20 protein-coding genes and 2 pseudogenes are annotated in these 21,737 nt (G+C 73.2%); 13 read left to right on the top strand and 9 right to left on the bottom strand.

What is annotated here, in order from left to right; genetic code table 11:
- The first annotated feature begins 233 nt into the window (after nt 1–233).
- Entirely contained in the window at nt 234–3,230 is a 2,997-nt protein-coding gene (locus OG933_RS39160; protein WP_405631778.1) for a glycosyl hydrolase 115 family protein, read from the top strand.
- 76 nt (nt 3,231–3,306) lie between these two features.
- Here the strand turns inward: OG933_RS39160 and OG933_RS39155 are convergent, their stop codons facing one another.
- Nucleotides 3,307–4,029, bottom strand: coding sequence for an IclR family transcriptional regulator (locus OG933_RS39155; protein WP_405633648.1), 723 nt, complete (start codon nt 4,027–4,029; stop codon nt 3,307–3,309).
- A 128-nt stretch (nt 4,030–4,157) separates the two neighbouring features.
- Here OG933_RS39155 and OG933_RS39150 point away from each other — a divergent pair, with 128 nt between their 5' ends.
- The 5 genes from OG933_RS39150 (at nt 4,158) to OG933_RS39130 (ending at nt 8,505) form a co-directional block, all read left to right on the top strand.
- A complete protein-coding gene (locus OG933_RS39150) occupies nt 4,158–4,991 on the top strand; it encodes a fumarylacetoacetate hydrolase family protein (RefSeq protein ID WP_362521648.1) in 834 nt (277 codons plus the stop codon).
- Nucleotides 4,988–5,932: an acetaldehyde dehydrogenase (acetylating) gene (locus tag OG933_RS39145; protein ID WP_362521646.1), complete on the top strand. Its 945-nt coding sequence runs from the start codon at nt 4,988–4,990 to the stop codon at nt 5,930–5,932. Before OG933_RS39150 ends, OG933_RS39145 begins: the two co-directional genes overlap by 4 nt.
- Complete coding sequence (dmpG, locus tag OG933_RS39140) at nt 5,929–6,948, top strand: 4-hydroxy-2-oxovalerate aldolase (RefSeq protein WP_405631776.1); 1,020 nt, start codon at nt 5,929–5,931, stop codon at nt 6,946–6,948. Before OG933_RS39145 ends, dmpG begins: the two co-directional genes overlap by 4 nt.
- A gap of 121 nt (nt 6,949–7,069) precedes the next feature.
- Nucleotides 7,070–7,720 (top strand): TetR/AcrR family transcriptional regulator, encoded by a 651-nt coding sequence (locus OG933_RS39135; RefSeq protein WP_405631774.1) that lies wholly within the window; start codon nt 7,070–7,072, stop codon nt 7,718–7,720.
- Nucleotides 7,717–8,505, top strand: a complete 789-nt coding sequence (locus OG933_RS39130; RefSeq protein WP_405631772.1) for a 2-keto-4-pentenoate hydratase — start codon at nt 7,717–7,719, stop codon at nt 8,503–8,505. The genes OG933_RS39135 and OG933_RS39130 overlap by 4 nt, the downstream gene beginning before the upstream one ends.
- A 37-nt stretch (nt 8,506–8,542) precedes the next feature.
- On the opposite strand, the gene OG933_RS39125 is transcribed toward OG933_RS39130, so the two are convergent.
- Nucleotides 8,543–9,331 carry a YqjF family protein gene (locus tag OG933_RS39125; protein WP_020126099.1) on the bottom strand — a complete coding sequence of 263 codons (789 nt, stop codon included), beginning with the start codon at nt 9,329–9,331 and terminating at the stop codon, nt 8,543–8,545.
- A 241-nt stretch (nt 9,332–9,572) separates the two neighbouring features.
- On the opposite strand from OG933_RS39125, the gene OG933_RS39120 reads away from it, so the two are divergent.
- On the top strand, nt 9,573–10,100 hold the full coding sequence (locus OG933_RS39120) for a hypothetical protein (RefSeq protein ID WP_362521636.1): 528 nt from the start codon (nt 9,573–9,575) through the stop codon (nt 10,098–10,100).
- 18 nt (nt 10,101–10,118) lie between these two features.
- Here OG933_RS39120 and OG933_RS39115 read toward each other — a convergent pair whose 3' ends face one another.
- The 3 genes from OG933_RS39115 to OG933_RS39105 all read right to left on the bottom strand — a co-directional run bounded on the left by OG933_RS39115 (nt 10,119) and on the right by OG933_RS39105 (nt 12,355).
- Nucleotides 10,119–10,682, bottom strand: coding sequence for a hemerythrin domain-containing protein (locus OG933_RS39115; protein WP_405631770.1), 564 nt, complete (start codon nt 10,680–10,682; stop codon nt 10,119–10,121).
- A 111-nt stretch (nt 10,683–10,793) separates the two neighbouring features.
- Nucleotides 10,794–11,939: an RNA polymerase sigma factor gene (locus OG933_RS39110; protein ID WP_405633646.1), complete on the bottom strand. Its 1,146-nt coding sequence runs from the start codon at nt 11,937–11,939 to the stop codon at nt 10,794–10,796.
- Complete coding sequence (locus OG933_RS39105; protein ID WP_054240770.1) at nt 11,936–12,355, bottom strand: YciI family protein; 420 nt, start codon at nt 12,353–12,355, stop codon at nt 11,936–11,938. Before OG933_RS39105 ends, OG933_RS39110 begins: the two co-directional genes overlap by 4 nt.
- A gap of 274 nt (nt 12,356–12,629) precedes the next feature.
- Here OG933_RS39105 and dhaK point away from each other — a divergent pair, with 274 nt between their 5' ends.
- The 4 genes and pseudogenes from dhaK to OG933_RS39085 form a co-directional block, all read left to right on the top strand.
- Nucleotides 12,630–13,622: a dihydroxyacetone kinase subunit DhaK gene (dhaK, locus tag OG933_RS39100; RefSeq protein ID WP_405631768.1), complete on the top strand. Its 993-nt coding sequence runs from the start codon at nt 12,630–12,632 to the stop codon at nt 13,620–13,622.
- Nucleotides 13,623–13,682: 60 nt separating this feature from the next.
- A complete protein-coding gene (gene dhaL / locus OG933_RS39095; RefSeq protein ID WP_405631765.1) occupies nt 13,683–14,294 on the top strand; it encodes a dihydroxyacetone kinase subunit DhaL in 612 nt (203 codons plus the stop codon).
- 7 nt (nt 14,295–14,301) lie between these two features.
- On the top strand, nt 14,302–14,712 hold the full coding sequence (locus tag OG933_RS39090) for a PTS fructose transporter subunit IIA (RefSeq protein ID WP_054240767.1): 411 nt from the start codon (nt 14,302–14,304) through the stop codon (nt 14,710–14,712).
- Nucleotides 14,713–14,825: 113 nt separating this feature from the next.
- A pseudogene (locus OG933_RS39085) lies at nt 14,826–15,092 on the top strand (SDR family oxidoreductase); the annotation flags it as partial.
- Nucleotides 15,093–15,632: 540 nt separating this feature from the next.
- Here OG933_RS39085 and OG933_RS39080 read toward each other — a convergent pair.
- Nucleotides 15,633–16,331: pseudogene (locus OG933_RS39080) on the bottom strand (glycoside hydrolase family 75 protein); the annotation flags it as partial.
- Nucleotides 16,332–16,744: 413 nt separating this feature from the next.
- Here OG933_RS39080 and OG933_RS39075 point away from each other — a divergent pair.
- Together OG933_RS39075 and OG933_RS39070 are read left to right on the top strand one after the other, a co-directional pair.
- Entirely contained in the window at nt 16,745–17,695 is a 951-nt protein-coding gene (locus tag OG933_RS39075) for a fibronectin type III domain-containing protein (protein ID WP_405633645.1), read from the top strand.
- A gap of 347 nt (nt 17,696–18,042) precedes the next feature.
- The gene (locus tag OG933_RS39070) at nt 18,043–18,588 is read left to right on the top strand and encodes a hypothetical protein (protein ID WP_362521626.1); all 546 of its coding nucleotides are present in this window, start codon (nt 18,043–18,045) and stop codon (nt 18,586–18,588) included.
- A gap of 28 nt (nt 18,589–18,616) precedes the next feature.
- Here the strand turns inward: OG933_RS39070 and OG933_RS39065 are convergent, their stop codons facing one another.
- The 3 genes from OG933_RS39065 to OG933_RS39055 all read right to left on the bottom strand — a co-directional run bounded on the left by OG933_RS39065 (nt 18,617) and on the right by OG933_RS39055 (nt 21,694).
- A complete protein-coding gene (locus OG933_RS39065) occupies nt 18,617–19,162 on the bottom strand; it encodes a PadR family transcriptional regulator (RefSeq protein WP_362521625.1) in 546 nt (181 codons plus the stop codon).
- A gap of 31 nt (nt 19,163–19,193) precedes the next feature.
- On the bottom strand, nt 19,194–21,209 hold the full coding sequence (locus OG933_RS39060) for an NADPH-dependent 2,4-dienoyl-CoA reductase (RefSeq protein WP_362521623.1): 2,016 nt from the start codon (nt 21,207–21,209) through the stop codon (nt 19,194–19,196).
- Nucleotides 21,210–21,325: 116 nt separating this feature from the next.
- Nucleotides 21,326–21,694 carry a hypothetical protein gene (locus OG933_RS39055; RefSeq protein ID WP_054240762.1) on the bottom strand — a complete coding sequence of 123 codons (369 nt, stop codon included), beginning with the start codon at nt 21,692–21,694 and terminating at the stop codon, nt 21,326–21,328.
- Nucleotides 21,695–21,737: the final 43 nt, after the last annotated feature.

Here is a 21,737-nt window from a genome sequence, read left to right as displayed (position 1 = left end):
GCCCCGTCACCAACGGCGGGGGCGTCTCCCGCCGTTCGAGGAGTTCGTCGCCCCGGAGTCCGTCGCCTCGGAGTTCGTCGCCTCGCCGTGCGGAGCCGGCGCCGATCGGACCAGGACCGGCAGCGGCTCTGCACGGATATGGACGACGCCGTCGGCGCTGGCCTAGGGTGCTGGGGAAAGCGCTTTCTAGCATGGTCATGCCACTGCCGTCACTGCCCGGACCAGGAGCGTCGATGCCGACCACCGCACCGCAGGACCCCTCGCAGCCGTGGACCCGAAAGGCGTTCCTGCGGGGCATGACGGCCGTCGGGCTGGCTCCGCTGCTGCCCGCGCTGCTCCCCGCGGCCGCGCGCGCCGCGTCGGCGGCCACCCGTCCCGGATTCGACCTGGTGCGGGCCGGCGTCGCGGTCGACGTGTTCGTGGACGCGGCCGACGACCCCGCCGTGATCCGCGCGGCCGGGGACCTCCGGGCCGACGTGGAGCGGGTCTGCGGGGTACGGCCCGGATTACGGCACGCCCTGCCGGAACGGTCCACGGCGCTGGTCCTGGTGGGCACCCTCGGCGCGAGTCCGGTCATCGACCGGCTCGCGGCACAGGGACGGCTGGACGTCCGGCGGGTGAAGGGGCGCTGGGAGGCCTCGGTGACCCAGGTGGTGGAGCACCCGGCACCCGGCGTGGACCGCGCACTGGTGATCGCGGGCAGCGACCGGCGCGGCACGGTCTACGGGATCTACGACACCTCGGAACGCATCGGCGTCTCACCCTGGTACTGGTGGGCCGACGTACCGGTGGAGCAGCGTGACGCCGTCTCCGTGCCCGCGGGCCCCTTCGAACGGCGCGAGCCGTCGGTCCGCTACCGGGGTGTCTTCATCAACGACGAGCAGAACCTGACCACTTGGTCGCAGCGCACCCAGGAGCCGGACAAGAACATCGGCCCGAAGACGTACCAGCGCCTGTTCGAGCTGCTGCTGCGGCTGAAGGCCAACTACCTGTGGCCGGCGATGCACCCGTACTCCGACTTCTTCAACAAGTACCGGGAGAATCCCGAACTGGCCGACCAGTACGGCATCGTCGTCGGCTCCAGCCACCCGGAGGCCCTGCTGCGCAACGGCGTCCACGAGTGGGCGCCGTGGGCCGAGGAGCACCGCGGCGCCGACGGCGGACTGCCGGTGTACGACTACACGGTGAACCCCGCCGTCATCTCCGACTACTGGAGAGCCCGGGCCCGGGAGAACGCGGCGTACGAGAGCAGTTGGACCATCGGCATGCGCGGCCTGCACGACACCGCGCTGGAGACGAAGTACGCCACCACGATCGCGGAGAAGGTCGTGGTGATGAACGACATCATCGCCGACCAGCGCCGGATCCTGGCCGAGGAGGTCGGCGCTTCGGCTCAGCCGCAGATCTTCATCCCGTACAAGGAGGTCCTGGACCTGTACAACGCGGGCGTCCAGGTCCCGGACGACGTCACGCTGATCTGGCCGGACGACAACCACGGCAACATGCGCCAGCTGCCGGACGACGCGGAACGCGCCCGGTCCGGCGGCAACGGGATCTACTACCACCTCTCCTACTGGGGCCGTCCGCGCAGCTATCTGTGGCTCGACACCACGCAGCTCACCAAGGTGTGGCAGGAGCTGCGCCGGGTGTACGAGCACGGTGCGGACCGGATGTGGATCTTCAACGTCGGCGACCTCAAGTCGATCGAGACCGGACTGTCCTTCTCCCTGGACATGGCCTGGGACGTGGACCGGTGGCACGCCGACGACGTCGCGGACTTCCTCGCGCAGTGGTACGGACGGCAGTTCGGGCTCCTGCACGCCCAGGAGATCGCCTCGATCCGCACCGAGTACTACCGGCTCGCGGCGGAGCGGCGCCCGGAGTTCATCGACCGGAACATGTTCTCCGTCGTTCACCACGGGGACGAGGCGGGACGCCGCATGGCCGCGTACGACCGTCTGCTCGAACGGGCCGTGACGCTGGGAGCCGAACTCCCCGAGGCCTACCGGGACGCCTATTTCGAGCTCGTTCAATACCCCGTGCACGGGGCGTACTTGATGAACCTCAAGTACTACTGGGCGGACCGCAACGCCCTCGCGGTACGTCAGGGCCGCGGCGCCGGAGCCAACGTCCTCGCTGACCTCGCCGAAGCGGCGCACACCCAGGAGGCGGCGCTCACCAAGCGCTACAACACGGAGGTTGCGGGCGGGAAGTGGGACGGCTACGTCAACCCCTACCCCTCGCAGATCCCGAAGGCGCCGGGCCGCCCGGCCGTCACCAGGATCCCCCGGCAGGAGACCTCGGGGCTGGGGGTGGCCTCCGAGGGGAACGAGATCGGCACGCAACGGCCACTGGCCTTCTCCGCCGCCACCCGCGACCGGCGCTTCGTCGATGTCTTCAACACCGGCTTTCTCGCGGTCGACTGGGCCGCGGAGGCCGAACACCCCTGGGTTCAACTGAGCGCCGCGGGCGGCACGCTCACCGAACAGACCCGGGTGTGGGTCGAGATCGACTGGGTGCGGGCACCCGAGGGCACGCACGACGTCACGGTCGCCTTCACGAGTGGCGCCCTGCGTTTCGAGGTTCCCCTGAAGGTCGTCAACGACGGGGGGCGAGCGCGCCGGCGTGCCCGCGGGTTCGTCGAGGCCAACGGCTACGTGTCGATCGACGCCGTGCACACCGAGCGCCGGGTGGCACGCGGCCGGGCCCGCTGGCGGACCGTACGAGGCCTCGGACGCCGTACCGCCGCAGTGGAGGCGGTGCCGTCCACGGCGGCCCCGATCACCGCCGAATTCGCCGCTCGCGCACCGGAGTTGAGGTACCGGGTGCGGTTCGACAGCACCGGCACCTTCCCCGTGACGGTCTTCCGGCTGCCCTCGCTCGACGAGCGCGGCGCGCGGCGGCTGGCCATCGCCCTCGACGACCGGCCGCCGACCGTCCTGTCGGGGCAGGCCGTCGCCACCGGCAACCGCGGCGACGCCTGGGCGCGCAACGTGGAGGAGGGCGTCGAGAAGCTGACCGCGACCGTCACGGTCACCGCGCCCGGCGAGCATGTCCTGCGGGTGTTCATGGTCGACCCGGGGATCGCCGTGGACCAGATCGTCGTCGACACCGGCGGCCTGCCGGCCGGCGCCTATCTCGCACCTCCGGAGAGCTGTCACCCGGTGTTCAACCCCGAGCCGGACGCCGGGACGGACGCCTGGCCGGGCCTGGACGCGCCGAGCCGGTAGGCGAGCCGGTGCTCCGACCCGCACGGGCGGGCGCGGCGGCCGGTCCGGACCCAGGCCGCCGCGCCGATCATCCCGCTCAGGCCCCGCCGCGCAGGATGCGGGACAGGCCCAGCGCCGCCGTCCGCACCGCGGGCGCCAGTTGGGCCGGGCTGAAGCGGGAGCGCGGCACGGCCACCGAGAGCGCCGCCACCGTGGCGCCGCCGGCGAAGACGGGCGCCGCGATGCAGCTCACGCCGAGGGCGGCCTCCTGCTCCTCGTAGGCGAGGCCGGACACCTGGATCTTCTCCAGCGCCGTGCGCAGCCGGGCGGGGTCGGTGATCGAGTACGGGGTCAGGCTCGGCAGCGGCCGGGACAGCACCTCCCCGGTCAGCTCGGGGCCGGAGAAGGCGAGCAGGGCCTTGCCGACGCCGGTGCAGGTCAGCGGCAGGCTGCCGCCGATGCGGGAGGGCAGCCTGAGGGCCTCGTGGCCGTGGATGCGTTCAAGGTAGACCACGTCCATGCCCTCCCGGACACCGAGGTGCACGGTCTCGCGGGTGGCCTCGAAGAGGTCCTGGAGGAAGGGCAGGGCGCTCTCCCGCAGATCGAGCCGGTGCGGGACCAGCGAGCCGAGCTCGAAGAGCTTCGCGCCCAGCCGGTACCGCGGCCCCGATCGTTCCAGCCAGCCCAGCCGCACGAGGTCCGCCGCCAACCGGTGCACGGTCGGCTTGGGCAGGCCAGTGCGCTCCGAAAGTTCCGACAGACGGTACGCTCCGCCGCTCGGGCTGAAGGATTCCAGGATGAAGGCGGCCTTTTCCAGCATGCTGCCGCCTGTCGCGTTCCGTGCCACGGAACAAAGTTTGTCCGAGCGGCGGAGTGCTGTCTATATCGGTGTCGGTACCGGGAGCCCGCGCCCCGGACCCTCGATCCGCTCCCCCTTGGAGGTATCCCGTGTCGACCGTGCTCGACGGTGTCCGTGCCGACGCCGCACCACCGGCCGTGACCGAGGCCGCCGACCTGCTGGCCGAGGCCGCTCGTACCGGGGCCGCCTGCCCACCCGTGCGTGACCTGTTCCCCGACGGCGACCTTGACGCCGCCTACGCCGTGCAGCAGCTGAACGTCCGGCGCGCCCAGGCCGCCGGGCGGCGGGTCGTCGGCCGCAAGATCGGCCTGACCTCGACCGCCGTACAGCGGCAACTCGGTGTCGACCGGCCCGACTTCGGGGCCCTGTTCGCCGACATGGCGGTGCCCGACGGCGGCGAGGTACCGGCCGGGCGGCTGCTCCGGCCCAAGGTGGAGGCCGAGGTCGCGCTCGTGCTCGGGCGCGATCTGCCGCACCGCGCGTGCACGGTCGTCGACCTGCTGCGCGCCGTCGACTTCGCGCTGCCCGCGCTGGAGATCGTCGACAGCCGGGTCCGGGACTGGGACATCTCCCTCGTCGACACGGTGGCCGACAATGCCTCCTGCGGCCTGTACGTCCTCGGCGCCACCCCCGTGCCGCTGACCGCCGTCGACCTGCGGACCGTGCCGATGACCATGGCCCGGGGCGCCGTGACCGTGTCCGAGGGCACCGGCGCCGACTGCCTGGGCAGCCCGCTCGAGGCGGCGGTCTGGCTGGCCTCCGAACTGGCGGAGCGCGGGGACCCGCTGCGGGCGGGTGACCTCGTCCTGACCGGGGCTCTCGGCCCGATGACCCCGGCCGCCCCCGGTGACGTCTTCGAGACCCGGATCGCGGGTCTGGGCTCGGTACGGGTGGCCTTCGCCGCCGAGGGGGACGCGCGATGAGCGGCACCACCAAGGTGGCGGTCCTCGGATCCGGGAACATCGGCACCGACCTCATGATCAAGGTCCTGCGGCTCTCGGAGCGCCTGGAGATCACCGCGATGGCCGGTATCGACCCGGACTCCGACGGTCTGGCCCGCGCCCGCCGGCTGAAGGTGGCCACCACCCATGAGGGCGTCGAGGGGCTCGTCGCGCTGGACGAGTTCGCCGACGTCGAGTTCGTCTTCGACGCCACCTCGGCCGGCGCCCACCGTCACCACGAGGAGGTGCTGCGCCCGCTGGGCCGCACCCTCGTCGACCTCACGCCGGCGGCCGTCGGCCCGTACGTCGTCCCGCCGGTGAACGGCGACGCCCATCTGAACGCCCCGAACGTCAACATGGTCACCTGCGGCGGCCAGGCCACGATCCCGGTCGTCGCCGCAGTGCACGCGGTCACCCCGGTCCACTACGGCGAGATCGTCGCCTCCATCGCCTCCCGCTCCGCAGGACCCGGCACCCGGGCGAACATCGACGAGTTCACCGAGACCACCTCCGCCGCCGTCGAGCGGGTCGGTGGCGCCGCCCGCGGCAAGGCGATCATCGTGCTCAACCCGGCCGAACCCCCGCTGATCATGCGGGACACCGTGCACTGCCTGGTGTCCGACTGCGCCACCGAGGCCGTCACGGCGTCGATCGAGGAGATGGTCGCCCGGGTGCAGGCCTATGTTCCCGGCTACCGGCTCAAGCAGAAGGTGCAGTTCGACCGGGTCCTGGCCGACGACCCGCTGCGCACCCTCGCCCCCGGCGCCGGCGAGACCCTGATGAAGGTGTCCGTGTTCCTCGAGGTCGAGGGCGCCGCCCACCACCTCCCGGCCTACGCCGGAAACCTCGACATCATGACCTCGGCCGCGCTGCGCACCGCCGAGCGCATGGCCGCCCACCACAGCGAGGAGGCGGCCCGGTGACCGCGCTCTACGTCCAGGACGTCACCCTGCGGGACGGCATGCACGCCGTGAGACACCGCTGCACGGTCGACCGGGCCCGCGCCGTCGCCGCCGCCCTGGACTCCGCCGGGGTGACCGCGATCGAGGTCGCGCACGGCGACGGGCTCGCCGGCTCCAGCATCAACTACGGCGTGGGCTCTCACACCGACTGGGAGTGGATCGAGGCCGTCACCGACGTCGTGCGCCGGGCGATCCCCACGACCCTGCTGCTGCCGGGCATCGGCACGGTCCACGACCTGAAGCGGGCGCACGCCCTGGGCGTGCGCTCCGTGCGCGTCGCCACACACTGCACCGAGGCCGACATCGCCGCCCAGCACATCGCCGCCGCCCGCGAGCTGGGCATGGACGTCGCGGGCTTCCTGATGATGTCCCACCTGGCCGAACCCGCCGAACTCGCCCGGCAGGCCCAGCTGATGGAGTCCTACGGCGCCCATTGCGTGTACGTCACCGACTCCGGCGGCCGGCTCACCATGGACGGGGTCCGCGACCGCTGCCGCGCCTACCGCGACGTGCTCGACCCGGCCACCGAACTCGGCATCCACGCCCACCACAACCTCGCCCTGGGCGTGGCCAACACGGTCGTCGCCGTCGAGAGCGGAGCGGTCCGGGTCGACGCCTCCCTCGCGGGACAGGGCGCGGGGGCGGGCAACTGTCCGCTGGAGGCGTTCGTCGCGGTCGCCGACCTGATGGGCTGGGAGCACGGCTGCGACCTCTTCCCCCTCATGGACGCCGCCGACGACCTCGTACGACCGCTGCAGGACCGCGAGGTGCGGGTGGACCGGGAGACCCTCAGCCTCGGCTACGCCGGGGTGTACTCCAGCTTCCTGCGGCACGCCGAGACCGCCGCCGCCCGGTACGGCCTGGACACCCGCTCCCTCCTGGTCGAGGTCGGGCGCCGGGGTATGGTCGGCGGCCAGGAGGACATGATCACCGACATCGCGCTGGACCTGGGCGCCCGCGCGGAGACCTCCCGCTGATCCCTCCGCCGGACGCCGCGGAACCCAGGCATCCGCAACCGTCGTTGCCGTATCGACCGCTACAATTGGAACAGCCGCTACGGTGGGCCAGGTGCAGGGGACGAGGGAAGGGGCGCGGACGATGGCCGAAGCGCAGGCGACGCGCAGAAAGCGCGCGAACGGGGTGGAGTCGCGGCAGCGCATCCTGGACGCCACCGTCGAGATCGCGGGTGAGCGCGGCTACGAGGGCACGTCCATCGCGGCGGTGAGCGCCAAGTGCGGGCTGCCGGCCAGTTCCATCTACTGGCACTTCAAGGACAAGGACGATCTGATCGCCGCGGTCATCGAGCGCAGCTTCGAGACCTGGCTCGCCGCCGTCGGACTGCCCGGCGAGGAGTCCGGTACACCGCTGGAGCGGGTCGTCACCATGGCGGGAAACGTGGCGCGGTCCCTCGTCGCGGCGCCCGAATTCCTGCGGCTCGGGCTGATGCTCGCCCTGGAGCGGCGGCCCACCGAACCCCAGGGCCGCACGGTGTTCCTCCAGGTCCGCGGGATCGCCGTACAGAAGATCACCGCGGTGTTCCGGGAACTTCTCCCGGAGCTGGACGAGAGGGTCGTGCACACCCTCACCACCTACGCCGTCGCCGGGGCCGACGGTCTGTTCGTGCAGCGGGAGATCAACGGCGACGCCGTCGACCTGGTGGCGATGTTCGAGCTGCACGCGCGCCTGGTCTACGAGGCGGCCGTACGGATGGCCGCGGAGGACGGGAGCGGCAGGGGCGCCGTGGGATGACACTCACGTCAGGACAACGCGCGCACGCCGCGCGATTGCTGCGCGAGGCCGAGCACCATGTGGCCCCGACAGAGCCGCTGTCCACCCTGCTGCCCGGTCTCGACCTGGCCGACGCCTACGCCGTCCAGCAGGAGAACATCGACCGCCGGCTGGCCGACGGCGCCACCGTCGTCGGCCACAAGGTGGGCCTGACCGCCACCGCGATGCAGCGGCTCCTCGGCGTCGACGAACCCGACTTCGGCCACCTGCTGGACGACATGGTCCACCACGACGGCGCCCCCGTCCTCGCCGCCCGCTACTGCCGGCCGCGCATCGAACCGGAGATCTGCTTCCGCCTCGCCCGCCCGCTGCGGGGCCCCGGCGTCACCGTCGAGGACGTGCTCGCGGCCACCGAGGCGGTCGCCCCGGCCCTGGAGATCGTCGACAGCCGCATCCGGGACTGGCGGATCACCCTGGTCGACACGGTCGCCGACAACGCCAGCTCCGCCGGTCTGGTCTGCGGCCCGTGGACACCCCTGGACGAGGCGCCCGACCTCGCGGCCGTGACCGCCGAGTTGCTGATCGACGGCCGGAGCGTGGCGGTGGGCACCGGCAAGGAGGTGCTGGGGCATCCGGCCGCCGCGGTCGCCTGGCTCGCCGACACGCTCGCCTCCTTCGGCGCCGCGCTGGAGCCGGGCCACCTGGTCCTGCCCGGCACGATGACCGGGGCGCCCTTCGTCGAGGCCGGCCGGCATGTCGAGGCGCGCTTCGGCGGACTCGGCGCGGTGTCGGTGACGTTCGTCTGATCCGCGGCATCCGGGCCCGGCGGCGAACCCGGTGCGGTCAGGGGGTCGGGATGCCCGCCGGACGGTGGGGACGGGCCGGACGGTCGAAGCGGGCCGGGACGCCCGGTGAGTACAGGACGCTCACCGGTTCCCCCACCGGCTCCGGCAGGCCCGCCGCCGTCACCAGGTCCTCCTCGCACTCCACGAGCTCGGCCCGGTGCAGCGGCCAGCGCGGATGGGCGTTCGGCAGGTACATCGACCGGCCGAAGAAGGCGCTGTGCATGCCCCAGCGCGCGGTCAGGAAGTGCTCCGACGCGGTGGGTTCCCCGATCCGTTCACCCACCCGCACGGTGAGCCGGCTGCTCGCCCCGCGCGGGCCGGGCCAGCGGCGGCGGCTGGTGTACGTGACGGTGTCGGCGTCGGCGTCGATCGCCATCCGGGACCACACGTAGGGCATCCGGAACCCGATCCGGCCGACCGCCACCGGCAGCAGCCGGGAGGCGTCGAGCGACCGGAAGACCACGCCCCGGCGGCCGTGCTCGTCCACCGAGTAGAGGCGGACGTTCGTCTCGGGAAAGGACCCCAGGTAGGGAACGCCCGGGAGCCGCAACCAGCCGACGCGATGCATCCGGAACGCGACCAGCCCGACGTAGGTCACACCGTCCAGCGTGTCCGGGACGGTCCCCGGCGGCAGCAGCCCGGCCACGTCGGCCGGGTCCGCGGCCCAGTGCACGAAGGTGAGGTCGAGCCAGGACTGGGTGAGCAGGGGCCGCGCTATCGCGTCCGGCGCGTCGGGCGTTATCGGATGCGGGGGAACCAGGGCCTGCGGCTGCGGAGTCGACGGCACGGCGCCAGTATCACAGAGGCCCCGCCCGGGGCGGGGTGCGGGCCGGGCGTGGCTGAGCGGCGACGGGTCTCGGCTGTGGGGGTCCGGGTGGGTGATGCCGGTGGGTCGTGGGTGGGGCGCCGGGTTGTGCTGTGGCCGAGGCCACGGTCGGGGTGGGGACTCGGGCATGTCGTCCGGCGGGGGTCGCGGGCTACGGTTGCGGAGCTCCCCGTTCTTCTCGCCGCACACCCCGGACGGCTCCGTGCTCGCAGATCTCTCCCCCGTCATCGCCGCCACCACCGAATGGCTGACCCGCGCCTACCCGGCGAGCGGCGGCGCGCTCGCCTGCGCCCTGTGCGAGGCGCAGGCCCGGCAGGCGGTGACCGTCGCGGCCTGGCTGCGCTATCCGACCGCCACGGACGCCGCGCTGCTCGGCATCGCGGGCCCGGGCGGCTCGGCCCGGCTGGACCGGATCAGCGGCGCGGACGCGGACACCGGCCGGGACACGGACGACTCGGCCTGGCGGAGCTGGGTGGACGAGGTCGTGGCGAGCTGGGCGGCCTGTCTGCTCGCCGACCCGGGACTGGCCGCGGGTGCGGTGGCCGGGCTCGCCGGGGGCGACCACACCCGTGGGGCGGCGCCGGACTTCCGGCGTCTGGTCGCACCCGACCGGCGCGACCGGCAGGCGGCGGCGCTGCTGCGCCACCCCGACCTCCTCGCTTCCGTGGCCGGCCTCCATCACACACAGCTCCTCGGCCGCCTCGGCCGGGGCCCGGCGCTCATCGCCTGACGGACACCCGGGGCCGGCTCAGCCGGCCTTGCCGCGGCCGGTCAGCGCGTCGCGCATGCGGTCGATCATCCCGACGCCAGGGGCCAGCATCTTGTTCGCCGGGGGCTTGTCCGGGGCGGCCGGGTGCGGACGGGTCGGGGCCGTCTTCTTCGCCTTGCGGACCTTGTCGCCGAGGTCGTCGAGGGTGTCCGCCGGACACACCGCGCGCAGCCTCGGGAACAGGTTCTGCTCCTCGTCGGCCACATGCTCGCGGATCTCGCGCATGAGCATGCCGATGAGCCGGTCGAACTCGGGGTCGTCCGCCCGACAGCCCTCCAGGTCCTTCATGAGCTGTTCGGCCCGCGCGTGGTCCTCGAGTTCCTTGTCGGCCAGGGCCTCGCCGCCGGGTACGTGCTCACGCACCGCCGGGTAGAGGTACGCCTCCTCGGCCACCGAATGCCGGACCAGCTCCATCGTGGCCCGGTCCGCGTACAGCTTGCGGTCCTTGGCACCGGACGGCAGTGCCTCGATCCGGCCGAAGAACTCCTCGACCTCGTGGTGATCGGTCACCAGCTCGTCGATCACGTTCCCACCATGGCCCATGTCCCACACCTCCAGCCTGGCACGACGGCTCCGGACCGGAGCCGTCCCGCCCCGAGTGCCCGACCTCGACAGATCGATGCGACAGATCGACACGACATGCCGTACGGCCCGTCAGCGGGACAGGCGGACGTTCAGCCGGGCGGCCTGGCGGGTCAGGTGGTCGCGCTCGGCGAGGTTGGGTGCCTTCCGGGCCGCCTCTACGTACAGCCGCGCCGCCGTCGTCAGGTCGCCGTCGCGTTCGTGGAGGTACGCCGCCACCGCGGTGTGGCGGGGCAGCGAGTCGTCCAGCGCCGCGAGCGCCGCCAGCCCGGCGCGCGGCCCGTCGGCCTCACCGACGGCCACCGCGCGGTTGAGCCGGACGACCGGGTTGTCGGTCAGGCCCGCCAGCTCGTCGTACCACTCGACGATCTGCACCCAGTCGGTCTCCCCGGCGGTGGGCGCGTCGGCGTGCAGCGCCGCGATCGCGGCCTGGGCCTGGAACTCGCCCAGCCGGTCGCGGGCGAGCGCCGCCTGGAGGATCACGACGCCCTCGGCGATCGCCCGGGTGTCCCACCGGCCGCGGTCCTGCTCGGCGAGCGGCACCAGGCTGCCGTCGGGCGCGGTCCGGGCGGCGCGCCGGGCGTGGTGGAGCAGCATCAGGGCGAGCAGCCCCGCCACCTCGGGGTGGTCGATCGCCGCCGCGAGCTGCCGGGTGAGCCGGATGGCCTCGGCGGCGAGGTCGACATCACCGGAGTAGCCCTCGTTGAAGACCAGGTAGAGGACGCGCAGCACGGTGGCGACGTCGCCGGGCTGGTCGAACCGCACGCCGGAGACGGTGCGCTTGGCCCGGCTGATGCGCTGCGCCATGGTCGCCTCGGGCACCAGGTAGGCCTGCGCGATCTGGCGGGTGGTCAGCCCGCCGACGGCGCGCAGCGTGAGCGCGACCGCGGACGACGGCGTCAGCGACGGGTGGGCGCACAGGAAGTAGAGCTGGAGCGTGTCGTCCGCCGCGGGCGCGGGCCCGGGCGTCGGCTCCTCGTCGACGAGGTCCTCGCGCCGGCGGCGGGCGGTGTCCGCCCGGGTCGCGTCGAGGAAGCGGCGCCAGGCCACGGTGATCAGCCAGCCCTTCGCATCCCGCGGCGGGTCGGCCGGCCACACGCGGACCGCCTCGACCAGCGCGTCCTGCACGGCGTCCTCGGCCGCCGCGAAGTCGGCTCCGCGGCGGACGAGGATTCCGAGCACGCTGGGCGTGAGGCTCCGGATCAGGATCTCGTTCACTTCAGAGTGCACTCCGTGACCGTGGGGTGCGCGCCCAGGAACGGGCGCAGCTCGAGCCACTCGTGGATCGGCTCCCCGCCCTTCCCGGGCGCGGCCGACAGTTCCCCGGCCAGCTCGACGGCGCGCTCGTAGCTGTCGACGTCGATCACCATCCAGCCGGCGATGAGGTCCTTGGTCTCGGCGAACGGGCCGTCGGTGACCGGCGGGCGGCCCTCGCCGTCGTACCGGACGAACGAACCCTCGGCGGCGAGCGCCTGGCTGTCGACGAACTCGCCGGTCTCCTCCAGCCGGGCCGCGAAGTCGTTCATGTACTGCACGTGGGCCGAGATCTCCTCCGGCGTCCACTGGTCCATCGGTACGTCGTTGACCGAAGCCGGGGCGCCGCGATAGTGCTTGAGCAGCAAGTACTTTGCCATCGTCGTTCTCCTCGGTACGGGTGCGGCCCATTGTGGTCGCTCTCACCACGAGGACGGAGCCGGCCACGGGTTCTCGACATCGCCGGCGGAAGTTCTTTCGGCTCCTGTGCACGACCCCGGTGGGGACCGGCCCCCTCCGCCGGCATCTGGTAGCCACCCGGGTTATCGGGGATGCTCGAAGGGAACGCGGAACACGCCCGATCCTGGGATCGAGACACCGACCTGAGGAAACGGGGGTCAGAGGCTCCTTTGTCAGTCTCATCAGGAGGTACCCATGAAGATGCTGATCAACGTTGCGGAGACCGTGGTCGCGGACGCGCTGCGTGGAATGGCGGCCGCCCATCCCGAGCTGACCGTCGATGTCGAGAACCGGGTGGTCGTGCGGCGGGACGCTCCGGTGGCGGGCAGGGTGGCGCTGGTGTCCGGCGGCGGCTCGGGGCACGAGCCGCTGCACGGTGGGTTCGTCGGGCCCGGAATGCTCTCGGCGGCCTGCCCGGGTGAGGTGTTCACCTCGCCGGTGCCGGATCAGATGGTGCGTGCCGCGGCGGCCGTCGACAGCGGTGCGGGTGTGCTGTTCATCGTCAAGAACTACACGGGCGATGTGCTCAATTTCGACATGGCCGCCGAGCTGGCCGAGGACGAGGGCATCCAGATCGCGAAGGTCCTGGTCGACGACGACGTCGCCGTGACCGACAGCCTCTACACGGCCGGGCGGCGCGGCACGGGCGCGACCCTGTTCGTGGAGAAGATCGCGGGGGCGGCCGCCGAGGAGGGGCAGCCGCTGGAGCGGGTCGAGGCGCTCGCCCGGCAGGTCAACGAGAACTCCCGCAGCTTCGGCGTGGCGCTCAGCGCGTGCACCACACCGGCCAAGGGCAGCCCGACCTTCGATCTGCCGGCCGGCGAGCTGGAGCTGGGCGTCGGCATCCACGGGGAGCCCGGACGGGAGCGGCGGGCGATGATGACGTCCGGCGAGATCGCCGACTTCGCGATCCACGCGATCCTGGACGACATGACGCCCCGCAATCCGGTGCTCCTCCTGGTCAACGGCATGGGCGCGACACCCCTGCTGGAGCTGTACGGCTTCAACGCCGAGGTGCACCGCCTGCTGGCCCAGCGCGGGGTGGTGGTCGCCCGTACGCTCGTGGGCAACTACGTGACGTCCCTCGACATGGCCGGCGCCTCGGTGACCCTGTGCCAGGTGGACGAGGAGCTGCTGCGCCTGTGGGACGCGCCGGTGAGGACCGCCGGGCTGCGCTGGGGTGTGTGAGGCAGGGACAGGGACACAGGGACAGGCGCCCCGACCGTACCGACCATGCAAGGAGATCCCGTGCTCGATGCCGATTTCTTCCGCCGTTGGATGACCGCGACCGCCGCGTCCGTCGACCGCGAGGCGGACCGGCTCACGGCCCTCGACTCGCCCATCGGGGACGCGGATCACGGCAGCAACCTCCGGCGTGGCTTCACCGCGGTGAGCGCGGCGCTGGAGAAGGAGGCACCCGAGACGCCGGGCGCCGTCCTGGTGCTCGCGGGGCGCCAGCTGATCTCGACGGTGGGCGGGGCCTCGGGTCCCCTGTACGGCACGCTGCTGCGCCGGACCGGGAAGGCGCTCGGGGACGCGGCCGAGGTGGACGAGGAGCGGTTCGCCGAGGCGCTGCGTGCCGGGGTGGACGCGGTGATGCAGCTCGGCGGTGCCGCGCCCGGCGACAAGACCATGATCGACGCGCTGGTGCCGGCCGTCGACGCCCTCCCCGAGGGTTTCGGCGCCGCCCGGGCCGCCGCCGAGCAGGGCGCCGAGGCGACGACGCCGCTCCAGGCCCGCAAGGGCCGGGCCAGCTATCTCGGCGAGCGCAGCATCGGGCATCAGGATCCGGGCGCCACCTCGGCGGCGCTGCTCGTCGCCGCCCTCGCCGACACCGGCGCCGACGCGGGCGGGAAGTGAGGCACCGATGAGCGACGAGAAGCTGGTGGGCGTGGTGCTGGTGTCGCACAGCGCGGAGGTCGCGTCGGCGGTGGCCGGGCTGGCGCTGGGCCTGGTGGGCGGCGGCCCGGTGGTGCCGGTCGCCGCGGCGGGCGGTACGGCGGGCGGCGGGCTGGGCACGAGCGCCGAGCTGATCACCGCCGCGGCCGCCTCGGTGGACCGGGGCGCCGGGGTCGCGGTCCTCGTCGATCTGGGCAGCGCCGTCCTCACGGTCAAGGCACTGCTCGCGGAGGGCGACGAACTGCCCGACACCGCGCGGCTGGTGGACGCCCCGTTCGTCGAGGGCGCGGTGGCCGCGGTGGTCACGGCGGCGACCGGTGCCGACCTGGACGCGGTGGAGGCGGCCGCCGTGGAGGCGTACGGCTACCGGAAGGTCTGACGCGGCTCGGCCGGCGTGAGACGCGGGGTCAGGTCAGTGCCTCCGACGCCACCACGAGGGCCGAGCGCAGGGCCTCCGCCAGTCCGGCCGTACCGTCGCGGGGTCCGTGCCGGTGGCTGACGAAGTCCCTGGCGGTGATGTACCGGGGCAAGGGGATCCGCGCGAACGCGATCGCGCCGGGCGGTACGAAGACCGCGATCGTCGTGGAGGCCGACCAGGGCGCGCACGGCCCGGCCGCGCTCGGCCCGCACTTCGTCAACGTGGGCCGGCCGGCCGAGGCGGAGGAGCAGGCCGCCGCGATCGTGTTCCTCGCCTCCGACGCCGCGAGCAACGTCAACGGGGTGATCCTGCCGGTCGACGACGGCTGGTCGGCGGTCTGACGACCCCGGAGCCCGGCACGCGGGACGCGGGTGGCGGGTGGCGGGACGCGGGTGGCGCGGGACGCGGGTGGCGCGGGACGCGGGTGGCGGGTGGCACGCGGCAGGCGGCAGGCGGCAGGCGGCAGGCGGCAGGCGGGTGGCACGCGGCAGGCGGGTGGCGGGTGGCACGGCCCGCGTGGCCGGGCCGGCCTTCGCTTACGCGGCCTCCTCGTCGCCTTCGCCCTCGTCCCCCTCGTCCGTCCCGCCCGTCTCGTCCGCCTCGTCCGCCTCGGCGTCCAGGGCCTCCTCAGCCTCCGTGTCGTCGGTGTCGTCGGTGTCGTCCGACGATGCCTCCGGAGCCCCCTCCTTCTGCGCGGCCAGGTCCTCCTGGTCCTGCGGCTCCTGGGTGGTGGCCCCGCCGTCGCCCTTGGCGGCTGCGCGGCCTTCGCTGCCGGCACCCGTCCGCCACGCCACGCCGCCCTCGCCCTGCGACGGCTGCGCGAGACCGCCCGGCGCCCATTCGTCCGCCTCCTCCTCCGGCGGACGGGGCTGTTCCTTCGTGCCGCGCACGAAGAGCCGCGCCAGCCGCTCCCCCACCTCCACCGCCGAGGCGTGGCTCTCGATGGGGGTCGCCCGGGAGTCCTTGAAGACGATGTACGTGACGCCGGAGGGGGTGCCGCCGCCGCGCGGATCGGGACGGATGCCGAGCGCCTTGGCGGTGGCGTACGACGCCTCGCCGATGATCCCGCTCGGTCCCGTGTCGCCGACGACCGCGTACTGCACCCGGTCCTGGTAGACGACGGCCGCGACCGAGCCCCCGCGCACCCCGTGGTCACGGTGGTCCCAGATGGCGCTCGCCCCGGGCACCACGATGTAGGGCAGTGTCTCGGCGCTCAGATAGCGGCCGTCGGACTGCTGATAGGCCGTCGCGTCGGAGAACAGCGGGTCGGTGCTGCTGTTGCACTCCGGACCCGGGCGGCCGTCGCAGTCGATGTCCATGTCGGCCGTCCAGAACACCGCCTCGTCGGTGCCGCAGACCGGGACGGTGGCCGCCGCGCCCTCGTCCGGGCGGTAGCGGCCGCGCGAGACGGGGGCGCAGTCGCGGACCCGGGCCAGCAGGTCGGCGGCACGGATCGAGCCTTCCTGCCGGGGCGCCGAAGCGCCGAGGGCGCCCGAGGACGGATGCGGGGCGACGGGTGAGGCGGTCGGGGCCAGCAGGGCAAGGCCGGCCGCGGCCAGCGTCAGCGACTGGACGCGCACGATACGGACCCTCTCGTGGGGGCATTGACGGACACCCGGAACAATCTGGTGTCGATCACGCCCCGGGGCCAGCCCGAAGGGGCCGTACGGAGCACGAGGAGCATCCTCGGGCCGACGGTGCGACAGAGGGCCGGGGGCCCGGACACCGTTTCGGCTCCGGGCCCCGGGCCGCTTTGCCGGCGCGGGATCAGCGACGACAGCGGTCCGCGCCACCGGCTTGAACTCACGAGCGCTCAGGGTGAGTTCAGGCCGGGAGGAACTTCAGCATACGTAACCTGCGGAAGCGGTCACCGACGGCGGCCCCGCCCATCCGCCCTCTTGATGTGTGCGCACCGCCGCGCCATATTGGTCCGGACCATTGCCGCCGTGCCGGGCCGGGAGGCGAAGCCGTGCGACGCGTTGTGCTGTGGATCGTGGTGTGCGGCCTGGTGACGGCCCTGTGCTGCGGGTGCGCGGGCGGGAGCCGGGACGAAGGACGGGCGCCGGGCGCCCCGACCGGGGTCACCGCGGAGGCCGGGAGCGCGACGAGCGTGCACGTCATGTGGAACGCGGTCGCCGCGGACCCCGCCGTCAGTGCCTACGAGGTGTACCGCGGTTCCGAGAAGGTCCGGGAGGTGCCCGGCTCCGCTCACATGCTGGACGTCGTCCGACTCTCGCCGTCGACCACGTACGTCTTCACCGTGCGGGCCCGCGACGGCGACGGGCGGCTCGGTCCGCGCAGCCGGGAGGTCCGGGCCACGACACCGGCGGCCGCCGCCGCGGACCGCTCGCCCCCGACCCCACCGGGCGCGGTGACCGGCCGGGCGGCCGGCAGCCGGGCCGTCCAGCTGTCCTGGACGCCGGCCACGGACGACCGGAAGGTGGTGTCCTACGACGTCTACCAGGGCGGCGTGCGGATCCACAGCGTCGGCGGGGGCCAGACGGCGACGGTCGTCACGGGACTGCGTCCCGGCGCGCTCTACTCGTTCACCGTCCGGGCCCGGGACGCGGCCGACAACGTCTCGCCCGCCGGTGCGCCCGTGCGCCTGACCACCGCGCCGGGTGACGACGAGGGGGCGGAGACGGCGCCGGCCGACTTCCGGGCGAGCGCCCGCCTTGCCGACGGGTCGTACTACCTCGACCTGTCGTGGGTGCCGCCCCGGGTGGACGGGGTGGTCACGGAGTACCAGATCCAGCTCGACGGGCAGCCGGCCACCTCGCTGGTGTGGGGCGGGACCCCGCCGCGGGGAAGAGCGACGTACAGCTTCTACGTGGGGCGGGAGGCAGGAGCCGGACACCGGGTGCGGCTGCGGGCCCGGCTGCCGGACGGCACATGGGGCGCGTTCTCGGTGGAGCGGACGGTGACGACGGGCGCACGGCGGTGAGAGGCGGCACCCGGCGGTGTGCTGCCGGCCCGGCCGGAGTTCGGGCACGGCCAGGCCGGAGTTCGGGCCACGGCCCGGCCATCGGGCCGACGCTCGCGCCACGGGTGGCGCCGGGCCGGGGCACCGGCCGGGCACCGTCGAAGCGCCCCTCGGGCCGCGGGTCGGTCACCACGCCGGGAGGGCGGTCCGCATGGGCCGTCCGAAGGAATCCGTCACCTGGGCGGTGGCCGTCCGCATGCGGGGCGGGGCCGGGGCGCGTTGGCTTCCCGTGAGGCAGCACGGGCGTACCCGACCTTCGGCGGCGCAAGGGATGTACCGCCAACCGTGCCGCCGCCGGAGGACATCCGATGCGCACTTCCCGTTTCCTCGTCCGCTCAGGGCTGACCGTCGCAGCCGCCGCCGCTCTGCCGCTCGCCCTCACCGCCCAGCCGGCCGTGGCCCGCGCTTCGGGCATCTCCGTGAGCACGACCGGCTCCACGGTGTCGGTCGTGACCAGCGCCTGCACCCAGATCAACGGCAGTTGGGGCACGGCGGCGCTGCTCGGCAGCGCTCAGGCGAGTTTCGCCCAGGGGCGCCAGGTCGCCCTGTCCGGGACGGCCGCCGGCCAGTCCGCCGCCTGGTCCGGCGTCTCCCCGGGCACGTACACCGTGGTCGTCATGTGCTCCAACGGCAGCACCGCGGGCACCCAGTCGGTGATCGTCTCGACCCCGGCCACGGCGTCCCCGAGGGTCACGGTGACGCCCACGCCCTCGCGGGGCGTCATGGGAGGCCTCGGTGGTGCGGCTCGCGACTTCGGCCCCGTCGCCATGGGGGTGGGCGGGGCGCTGGTGGGGACGGGCATCATCGCGGCGGCCTGGTTCCTGCGCCGCCGCTCGAAGCCGTACCGGCTCTAAGCCGTACCGGCTCTAAGCCGTACCGGCTCTAGGTCCCGTCCCCCACCACCGGCAGCTCCTCGACGGCCTCGCTGAGCCACTGCGTCCAGAAGGTCTCCAGCTCGATGCCCGCGCGCAGGACCAGGTGCTGGAGCCTGGCCTGCGCGCTGTCGTCGCCGGGCGGGAAGTCGCGCTTCTCGATCTCCTCGTACTCGGCCAACTGCCGCCGGTGCAGTTCGAGATGGCGGCGCAGGTCGGCCTCGAGGCCCGCGGTGCCGACGACCGCCGCGGCGCGCAGCCGCAGCAGCATGGCGTCGCGGTGCGGCTTCGGGTCCTGGGCGGCCGCCGTCCACCGGGCGAGTTCGGCGCGTCCCGCGGGCAGCACCTCGTAGGCCTTCTTCTGCCCGCGGGCCGGCGCCTGGGCGGGCAGGGCCCGGATGTGCCCCTCGGACTCCAGTTTTCCCAGCTCGCGATAGATCTGCTGGTGCGTGGCCGACCAGAAGTAGCCGATCGACCGGTCGAACCGGCGGGTCAGATCCAGCCCCGACGAGGGCCTCTCGAGCAGGGCGGTGAGGATCGCGTGCGGGAGTGACATGCAGTCATCCTAGGGAGGCGCCGGCCCGGTCCTACAGTGCCGCCGCCAGTTCCGTGCCCTGCTGGACGGCGCGCTTGGCGTCCAGTTCGGCGGCGACGTCCGCGCCCCCGATGAGGTGCACCTTTACGCCGTCGGCGACCAGCGCCTCGTACAGGTCCCGGCGCGGGTCCTGGCCCGTGCACAGCACGATGGTGTCGACCTCCAGGAGCGTGCTCTGCTCGCCGACGGTGAGGTGCAGCCCGGCGTCGTCGATCCGGTCGTAGCGCACCCCGGGAACCATCGTGACGCCCCGGTGCTTGAGCTCGGTGCGGTGGATCCAGCCGGTGGTCTTGCCGAGGCCCGCGCCGACCTTGCCGGTCTTGCGCTGGAGGAGGTGGACCGTGCGCGGCGGGGCCGGGCGCTGGGGGGCGGTGAGACCGCCGGGGCCCTGGTAGTCCATGTCGACGCCCCACTGGCGGAAGTAGGCCGCCGGGTCCTCGCTCGCCTTGTCGCCGCCGTCGGTGAGGAACTCGGCGACGTCGAAGCCGATGCCGCCCGCGCCGAGGATCGCGACGCGGTCGCCGACGGGGGCGCCGTCGCGCAGGACGTCGAGATAGCCGACGACGCTCGGGTGGTCGACGCCGGGGATGTCGGGGGTGCGGGGGCTGACGCCGGTGGCGACGACGACCTCGTCGTAGTCGGCGAGGTCCCCCGCGCCGACGTACGTGTCGAGCCGTACGTCCACACCGTGCGCGTCGAGCTGGTGGCGGAAGTAGCGCAGCGTCTCGTCGAACTCCTGCTTGCCGGGGACCTTGCGGGCCACGTTGAGCTGGCCGCCGATCTCGCTCGCCGCGTCGAAGAGGGTGACGTCATGGCCGCGTTCGGCGGCGCTCACGGCGCAGGCCAGGCCCGCCGGGCCGGCGCCCACCACCGCGACCCGCTTGCGCAGCCGGGTCGGGGCGAGGGTCAGCTCGGTCTCGTGGCAGGCGCGCGGATTGACCAGGCAGGAGGTGATCTTTCCGCTGAAGGTGTGGTCGAGGCAGGCCTGGTTGCAGCCGATGCAGGTGTTGATGGCCTCGGGCCGGCCGGCCGCGGCCTTGGCCACGAACTCGGGGTCGGCGAGCATCGGACGGGCCATCGACACCATGTCCGCACAGCCGTCGGCGAGCAGCTCCTCGGCGAGTTCGGGGGTGTTGATGCGGTTGGTGGTGACGAGCGGGACGGAGACCTCGCCCATGAGCTTCTTCGTCACCCAGGTGTAGGCGCCGCGCGGCACGGAGGTGGCGATGGTGGGGATGCGCGCCTCGTGCCAGCCGATGCCGGTGTTGATGATGGTGGCGCCGGCCGCCTCGACGGCCTTGGCGAGGGTGACGACCTCGTCCAGGGTCGAGCCGCCGGGCACCAGGTCCAGCATGGACAGCCGGTAGACGACGATGAAGTCCTCGCCGACCGCCTCGCGCACCCGCCGCACGATCTCGACGGGGAAGCGCATCCGGTTCTCGTACGAGCCGCCCCAGCGGTCGGTGCGGTGGTTGGTCGGGGCGGCGATGAACTCGTTGATGAGGTAGCCCTCGGAGCCCATGATCTCGACGCCGTCGTAACCGGCCTGGCGCGCGAGGCGGGCGGCGCGGACGTAGTCGTCGATCGTGCGCTCGACGTCGGCGTCGGTCAGCTCGCGGGGCGGGAAGGGGCTGATCGGTGCCTGGAGCGGGCTGGGAGCGACCAGGTCCTGGTGATAGGCGTACCGGCCGAAGTGCAGGATCTGCATCGCGATGCGGCCGCCCTCACGGTGCACGGCCTCGGTGATCGCCCGGTGCTGCTCGGCCTCCGCCTCCGTGGTGAGCTTCGCGCCACCCTCGTAGGGCCGGCCCTCGTCGTTGGGGGCGATGCCGCCGGTGACGATGAGGCCCACTCCCCCGCGTGCCCGGGCGGCGTAGAACGCGGCCATGCGCTCGAAGCCGCGCTCGGCCTCTTCGAGGCCGACGTGCATCGAGCCCATCAGGACGCGGTTGGGCAGCGTGGTGAAGCCCAGGTCGAGCGGGCTCAGCAGGTGCGGGTAACGGCTCATGACAGCCCTCCGTGCGCGGTGTCTTCCCTCCAGTTCTAGAGGACCGCGCACGGGTTGTGCAACTAGTTGCACAATGGGATCGGCGTCATGTGCCGCAGGTCACCGGCAGCGCCGCCTCACCGGCTCTCCAGCAGGACGTGCAGCTCCCGCTCCTGGTCCCCGGAGGCCGAGGAGAGGTCGCGCACCGCGAAGACCGAGTCCAGCGTCGAGCGGAGCCGCTCGATCGCCCAGTAGCTGCCCTGCGCGTCGGCCTCCACGGAGGACGAGAGCCGGGCCGGGCGGGCGCAGTCGTGCGTCTCGGTCACCTCGAAGGTGCCGAGCCACACCATCGGACGGCTCTCGTGCAGTTGCTGCGGCACCTCGTCGCTGCCGCGGTCCGATGCGAAGCACTCGCCGAGCATGTCGAACACGATCCGGGCGTCCTCCTTGCTGCATCCGCTGATCTCGACGGAGACGGACTCCTCGTGCGGTCGTTCGCGATCCATCGTGATCGCTCCTCTCGTGGGATGTGGCGCGGAGGTGCGGGTT

Source organism: Streptomyces sp. NBC_00016 (assembly GCF_045040885.1).
GTDB classification, from domain to species: domain Bacteria; phylum Actinomycetota; class Actinomycetes; order Streptomycetales; family Streptomycetaceae; genus Streptomyces; species Streptomyces coriariae.
Note: the sequence above shows the minus strand (reverse complement) of the source record. Positions and strands in the feature narration are given on the sequence as shown.